The following is a 6,799-nucleotide window of genomic DNA, read 5'->3' on the forward strand; positions in this document are numbered from 1 at the left end:
CTATAGGCGATCAGCTATCGACAACCCCTCAAGCCTTCGTCGGCTCGAGCACGTCCTCCAGCGCCTGGGTGAAGAGTTCGACGGCGGTGTCGGCCTCCTCCTGGGTCAGGATCAGGGGCGGGGCCAGGCGCATAGCGCTGGGGCCGGCGCCCAGGACCAGCAGGCCCTTCTCGTAGCAGCGCTGGACCACCTTGTCGCGCAGGGCGGGGTCGGGGGTCTTGGTCTGCGGGTCGGCGACGAACTCGAGGCCGATCATCAGGCCCTTGCCGCGCACGTCGCCCAGGCGGGGGAAGCGGGGCTGCAGGGCGCGCAGACGGCCCATAAGGTACTCGCCCACCCGGGCGGCGTTCTCGGTGAGGCCCGCGTCGAGCAGGTCCAAGGTGGCGTGGGCGGCGGCCACGCTCACCGGGTTGCCGCCGAAGGTGGTGCCGTGGGCGCCGCTGGGCCAGCTCGAGACCTCCTCGCGGAAGATCACCGCCGAGAGCGGGTAGCCCGAGGCCAGGCCCTTGGCCATCACCACGACGTCGGGCTTCACGCCCTCGTGCTCGGCGGCCAGGAAGCGCCCGGTGCGGCCCGCGCCGGTCTGCACCTCGTCGAGCACCAGCAGGATGCCGTGCTCGTCGCAGACCTCGCGCAGCAGCTTGAGGAAGCCCTGCGGGGGCACGATGTAGCCGCCCTCGCCCTGGATGGGCTCGACGAAGATGGCGGCCACGTCCTCGGCGGGGACGGTGTGCTGGAAGAGGTCGTCGAGGCTCTTGCGCAGCCGCTCGAGGGCGTCGGGGTGGCGGTAGGGGTTGGGGTAGGGCAGGTGGCTCACGCCGGGCACCAGGTTGCCGAAGCCCTTGCGGTACTTGCTGTTGGAGGCCGTGAGCGAGAGCGCCCCCATGCTGCGCCCGTGGAAGCTGCCGCTGAAGGCCAGGAAGAAGGGGCGGCGGGTGTGGTAGCGGGCCAGCTTCATCGCGGCCTCGATGCCCTCGGTGCCGGAGTTGCCGAAGAAGACCCGGTAGCCCCCGCCCAGCTTGCCGCTCAGGCGCTCGGCCAGGGCGATCTGGGGCTCGGAGGGGATCACGGCGAAGCACAGGTGCTGCAAGCGGGCGGCCTGCTCGGTCACGGCCTGCACCACCTTGGGGTGGGCGTAGCCGGTGGTGTTGACGGCGATCCCGGCCATCAGGTCGAGGAAGCAGTTGCCGTCCACGTCCCACACCCAAGAGCCTTCGCCGCGCTCGGCCATCACGGGGTAGCCGCGGGCGTTGGAGGTGGAGAGTACGGCCTTGTCGCGTTCGAAGAGGGCCCGGGCGTTGGGGCCGGGGAAGGGGAGTTTGACGGAGGGTTTCATGGGGTGCTCCTGATCACTGCCGCACCGCGGTCTGGTGGGAGTAGGTGCTCTCGAAGATCTTGTCGGCGTTGCCGGCCTCGAAGCCCTCGCGCCGGTGCTCGCGGCGCAGCTCGGACTTGGGCAGGTGGGCGAACTCGGGCAGCGGCCTGCGCTCGGCGAACTCCACGTAGGAGCCCGAGATTTTGTGCTTTTCCCCACCTGAGTGCCGGCCTTGGCCGGGGTGCGCGGGCGCACCTTCACTGGCAAATTCGGCCTCGATCATCTCGGCCACGGTCGAGCTCTGGATCAGCAGGCCGTCGGGGCTGACCTTGGCCTTGCCGCCGGAGGTGTTGAGCTTGAAGCCGTGGCGCTCGAGGAAGTCGTTGAAGGCGGGGATGGTGTCGTAGCCCTCGGGCAGGTTGTGCACGCTGACGGTGTAGTGATTGAGGTAGTAGCGGTTGTAGATGACCCACGCCGCGTACTCGCTCTCCTCCTGAAGCCGCTGGTAGTCGGCCCAGGTAGGCAGCCGCCACAGCGCCTTGTGCAAGAACTCATCCACCTGGCGCCAGTCGTCTAAGTCGAGCGCGTCCACGGGGTCGGTGGTCACCTCGTCGGTGTAGGAGGTGATGATGGCCTGGGCGGTGGGGGAGAGGTCGTCTACGCGCAGCTCGCTGATGAAGATGCGGGGGAACTCGGGGCTGGGCGGGCTGTACCAGTGGGCATTGAGCTTCTTGGCCTCGAAGTTGTAGCGGTCGCGGCGGGTGTAGCCGTAGTGCAGGAAGATCTTCTCGAGCGAGGCGATGCCGAGCTGGGGCACGCCCATGGTGCGGAAGGCGATGTGGTCGTTCTCCACGTCCTCGGGGCGGGAGATGAGGCCCTCCTGGGTCATGGCCCGCAAGATGGCGGGCACGTCGGGCACGCGCTCCTGGTAGCGGCGCATCAGGCCGTCGAGCACGGCTTCGAGGGTCTCGAGCTTGGCGGTCTGGGACAATTGGCTCATGTGTATAATTGTATACAATATCGGGGGCGCCCGGTGTCAAGTTCGGGAAGCCGGGCGCAGGGATCGTACGTCCTACGTCGTACGTCGTACGTCGTACGCAAGACGCTAAACGCAAGACGCCTTAGCCATCGGCCATCGACCATCGGCCATCGACCATCGACATTATTGAACCAGGGAAACCGCAGACAGGAAGCTGAAAATGGCGATAGGATTGAGCCAGCGTATGGACCTCGGACAGCTCGCAAAGACCCTGGGACAGCGCAGCCAGACCACCCCGGAGACGGTGGCGGCGGTGCTGCGCGAGGCCATCGCCAAGGGCATCCTGCGGGCGGGCCAGCCCCTGCGGGGTGAGGAGATCGCCCAGCAGATGGGGGTCAGCCGCATCCCCGTGCGCGAGGCGCTGCGGCAGCTCGAGGTCGAGGGGCTGGTGCACTACTACCCCAACCGCGGGGCCTTCGTCGCCGACCTCGACACCGAGCAGATCCGCGAGATCTACGAAATCCGCATGATGCTCGAGGTCGGCGCCCTGCGCCGCGCCGTGCCCAGGCTGGGGCCCGCCCAGTTGCAGCGGGCGCGGCACCTGCTCGAGGCCACCGAGGCCGCCGAGGACGGCGGGGAGTGGGGACGGCTCGAGGTCGAGTTCCACGAAGCGCTCTACGCCCTCGAAGACCGCCCCCGCTTGGCCCGCATGATCGACAACCTCCTCAACATCGTCGACCGCTACTGGCACATGCACGGCCTCACCCTCAAGCACCGCGCGGTCTTCGAGCGCGACCACCGCGCTTTGTGGCAAGCCTGCCACGACCGCGACGTGGAGCGGGCTGTGAAGCTTTTGGAACAGCACCTCGAGCGCTCGGCGAACCTGCTGATCGGGGAGCTCGAGGGTAGGGCGGTGAAGTAGGCGGGCCGGCGAGGCGTCGGGCGCCGATAGCTGAACGCTGGGCGCAGGTGGCGCGTCGTACGCCAGACGCAAAACGCCAAACGCAAAACGCAAGACGCAAAACGTCTTGTCACCCCCCTTAACAAGGGGGGCCGGGGGGGATAAACCCTCCCCGCGCGCGGGGAGGGCGGGGGAGGGGTAACCACGAGCCACAGGTCACTAGCTATCGGCTATCAGCTATCAGCTATCGACCATCAGCGTCCGGCGTCCTGCGCCTCCCTACCCCTCCGCCAACGCCTGGCTCTGCTGCCGCAGGCGTTCGATGAGGGGCCGCAGGAGGTCGCTCTTGAGCTTGAGGGCCTGGCGGTTGACGATCAGGCGGGCCGAGGAGTGGGCCAGCACCTCGATCTCCTTTAGGCCGGCGGCGCGGATGGAGGCGCCGGTCTGGACCACGTCCACCACGGCGTCGGCGAGGCCGGTGAGGGCGGCGAGCTCGACGTTGCCGGCGAGCTCGAGCACGTCGGCCACCCAGCCGCGCTCGCGCAGCACGCGGCCGGTGAAGTTGGGGTACTTGGTGGCGATGCGGCGGATGGGGCCGGTGCTGTCGGGGTGGCGGATGAGCGAGAGGCGGCAGACGCCGGTGCGGAGGTCGACGGGCTCGTAGACGTCGCGGCCCGACTCCAGCAGCACGTCCTTGCCCACTACGCCCGCGTCGGCGATGCCCAGGTCCACGTAGAGCGGCACGTCGGCGTTGCGCAGCTCGAGGATGGCGATCTTGCCCTCCTGCCCGTGGATCATGGTGCGCTCGCCCTCGATGGGGGGGAGCTCGAGGCCGGCCCGTTGCAGGGCGGCGTAGCCGTCCTCGAGGTTGCGGCCTTTGGGCAGCGCCAGTGTCAGCGCGTACTTCCCGCGTATCATCCTTCCAAGCCTATCAAATCGGCGAAGCCGTGCCCCAGGCTGAGTCCTCGTGAGCGGGCCCGCTGCAACAGCTCGCGGTTGGTGGGGTTGTGGCGCAGGAAGCCCAGTCGGTGTTCGGGAGGGACGTGTTTTTCCGCGGCCTCGAGCACCCAGCGCAGGGCGTGCTCGAGCCAGTGGGTCGCCTCGGGATGGCCCAGGGCCTCGAGCGACCGGTGGTGGGTCAGCCAGACCTCGGGGCGGTAGGGGAAGGGGCTGTGGTGCTGGCTGAGGTCCAGGGCCTGCTGGCTGGCCTCGAGGGCCTCCTGGGGCCGCCCCAGCGCCAGCAAGGCCTGAGCCTGCCGCACCCACAGCCCGATCTCCAGCCCGCGCAGGCCCTGTTGCTGCACCCGCGGCAGCGCGTGGCGGGTGGTCTCCAGCGCCTGCTGCGGGGGTTGCAGGCGGGCGCGAACCAGCTCGAGCTGGTGCCGGTCGAAGCCGTCGCTGCCGGCCCCGATGCGCTGCCCGGCCTCGGCCAGGAGGCTCGGGGGGTCGCCCAGGGCCATCTCGGCCTGGGCCAGCAGCACCTGGTAGCGGTTGTAGTTGGGGAAGCCGGGCCACTCGACCGCGGTTCGCAGCGCGGCGCGGGCGGCCTCGAGGTCGCCCAGGGCCTGCAGGGTGAGCGCGCGGTTGAGGTGGAGCATGCCCAGCCAGCCGAACTGGGTGCCCTCGCCGAGCTCGAGGCCCTGCCGGACGGCCTCCAGCGCCTCGGCGAAGCGCCCCAGGCCGCGCAGGCTGTAGGCCCGGCCGTTGAGCGAGACCAGCCGGACGTCGACGGCGCCGCCGGTGTCGGCCATCAGGTCGGCGGCCTCGCTGAAGTAGCGCAGGGCCTCGAGCACCTGGCCGAGCTCGTAGTGGGTGCGGGCGATGTTGTTGAGCGCCGAGACCTGCTCCTGCTTGAGGCCCGCCCGCGCCGCGATGCGCAGCGACTCCTCGAACAGCGCCAGGGCCCCCGGGCGGTCCTCGACCCGCCGCACCGCGCCCAGCCCCACCATGGCGGTGGCAAGGCCCACCGGGTCTTCGACCTGGCGGTAGATCTCGACCATGCGCTCCAAGGAGGGTACGGCGTCGCGCGCGTCGCCCAGGGTGAAGCTGATGGAGGCGCGGGCCTCGAGCAGGTCGGCCTCCAGGCGCAGGTCGTGGGCCGTCACCGCGTTGGCCAGCCCCTCCTCGACCACCGTCCCCAGATCCTCGAAGCGGCCGTGGGCGAACAGCAGGTGGCAGTGGATCAGGCTGGCCTGGGCCTTCTGCCGGGCGGTGCGGGCCATGGTCGAGAGCCCGGCGAGGGCCTCCTCGGCGCGCGCGCCCGCCTCGAGGTCGATGAGCTGCCGGGCCTGGGCGAAGCGGGCCTCGAAGGCGGCGTCGAGGTCGCCCATGCCCTGCAGGATGCCGGCGGCGCGCCCGTAGAAGTCGGCGGCCTCGGCCAGGCGCAGGCTGGCCCTGGCCTGCTGGGCGGCCTCGAGCAGGAAGGGGGCGGCGCGCTCGGGCTCGCCGCCCTCGAGCCAGTGCCGGGCTACGCGGGCGGGGGAGGCCTTCTGGGCCTCGAGCTGCTGGGCGGTGCGGCGGTGCAGCAGGGTTTTGATCCCCGCGGGGGTGCCCGCCAGCACGCTCTCGTAGATCAGGTCGTGGCTGAAGCGCTCGCCGCGGGCGAGCTGGGCCTTCTCGAGCTCCTCCCAGAAGGGGATCAGGCTCAGCCAGTCCTTCTCCATGACCCGCGCGGCGAGCTCGAGCGAGAAGTCGGTCCCGGCGACGGCCATCAGCCGCGCCAGTTGCAGCGCCTCGGTGGAAAGCCCCTCCAGGCGGCGCTGGATCAGCGGCCCCACCTTGCCGGGCGGGGGCAGGCGCTGGGGGAGCCCCCCCTGGAGCTGGTCGGTCTCGAGCAGGTGCTTGAGGGTCTCGAGCACGAAGAGGGGGTTGCCCCCGGTGTAGCGGCGCAGGTCGGCGGCGAGGTGCTGGGGGTGGGGCAGCTCGAGGCTGGTGAGCAGGGCGTCAATGTCGTCCTGGCGCAAGGGCTGGAGCTCGACGTGCACCGCCACCCCGCTGCCCACCATCACCTCGAGCCGCTGCTGGAGCTCGGGGCTGAGCTCGTCGGTGCGGAAGCCCAGGATCGAGCGCACCGGGCTCTCGGGGCGGCCCCAGAAGGCCGAATAGACGTACTGCCCGGCCTCGAGGCTGGCCGGGTCCACGAACTGCAGGTCGTCGGTGACCAGGATCAGCGGGGCGCGGGCGGCGATCTGGCGCAGCACCTCGGTCTTGGCCTCGTAGAAGTGCAGCTTCTCGCTCTCGGAGGTGATGGGGCCGGGGGCCTCGCCCAGCTCGGGGATCATGCGGGCGAGCTCGCGCCGCACCCAGGGGGGCAGGTCGAGGTCGGGGTAGGCCTCGAGGGTCTGGCGGTAGGTGCGGGCGTGGGTGGCGTAGGGCACGTCGCGGTCGCCGGGGCGGCCCTCCAGCAGCAGGAAGTTGCCCTTGGAGGCGGCGAAGTCGAGCATCAGCCGCGACTTGCCCGAGCCCGGCGGCCCGCTGACCACGATGCCCAGCCCCCGCTCCCAGGCGTCCTCCAGCAGGGCCCACTCGCGCTCGCGCCCCACCAGCCGCGGCGGGCGCACCACCGCCAGCGGAATCTGGCGGCGGGCGCTGCTGGGCAGGGCGT

5 protein-coding genes are annotated in these 6,799 nt (G+C 70.6%); 1 reads left to right on the plus strand and 4 read right to left on the minus strand.

All coding sequences use genetic code 11. The features are described 5' to 3' along the window. Window positions 1–28: 28 nt before the first annotated feature. Window positions 29–1,336 carry an acetyl ornithine aminotransferase family protein gene (locus MEICH_RS0103860; protein ID WP_027891508.1) on the minus strand — a complete coding sequence of 436 codons (1,308 nt, stop codon included), beginning with the start codon at window positions 1,334–1,336 and terminating at the stop codon, window positions 29–31. 13 nt (window positions 1,337–1,349) lie between these two features. Beyond that, complete coding sequence (locus MEICH_RS0103865) at window positions 1,350–2,315, minus strand: DUF1338 domain-containing protein (RefSeq protein ID WP_027891509.1); 966 nt, start codon at window positions 2,313–2,315, stop codon at window positions 1,350–1,352. Window positions 2,316–2,538: 223 nt separating this feature from the next. Between MEICH_RS0103865 and MEICH_RS0103870 the strand changes: the two genes are divergently transcribed. After that, window positions 2,539–3,216, plus strand: coding sequence for a GntR family transcriptional regulator (locus tag MEICH_RS0103870; protein ID WP_051303887.1), 678 nt, complete (start codon window positions 2,539–2,541; stop codon window positions 3,214–3,216). A gap of 258 nt (window positions 3,217–3,474) precedes the next feature. On the opposite strand, the gene hisG is transcribed toward MEICH_RS0103870, so the two are convergent. Both hisG and MEICH_RS26875 read right to left on the minus strand, forming a co-directional pair. Next, on the minus strand, window positions 3,475–4,113 hold the full coding sequence (hisG, locus tag MEICH_RS0103875; protein WP_027891511.1) for an ATP phosphoribosyltransferase: 639 nt from the start codon (window positions 4,111–4,113) through the stop codon (window positions 3,475–3,477). Continuing rightward, a partial coding sequence (locus MEICH_RS26875) for an ATP-binding protein (RefSeq protein WP_084542164.1) occupies window positions 4,110–6,799 on the minus strand: 2,690 nt, incomplete at its 5' end. The genes MEICH_RS26875 and hisG, both read right to left, overlap by 4 nt.

It is taken from the genome of Calidithermus chliarophilus DSM 9957, assembly GCF_000430045.1.
Lineage (GTDB): Bacteria > Deinococcota > Deinococci > Deinococcales > Thermaceae > Calidithermus > Calidithermus chliarophilus.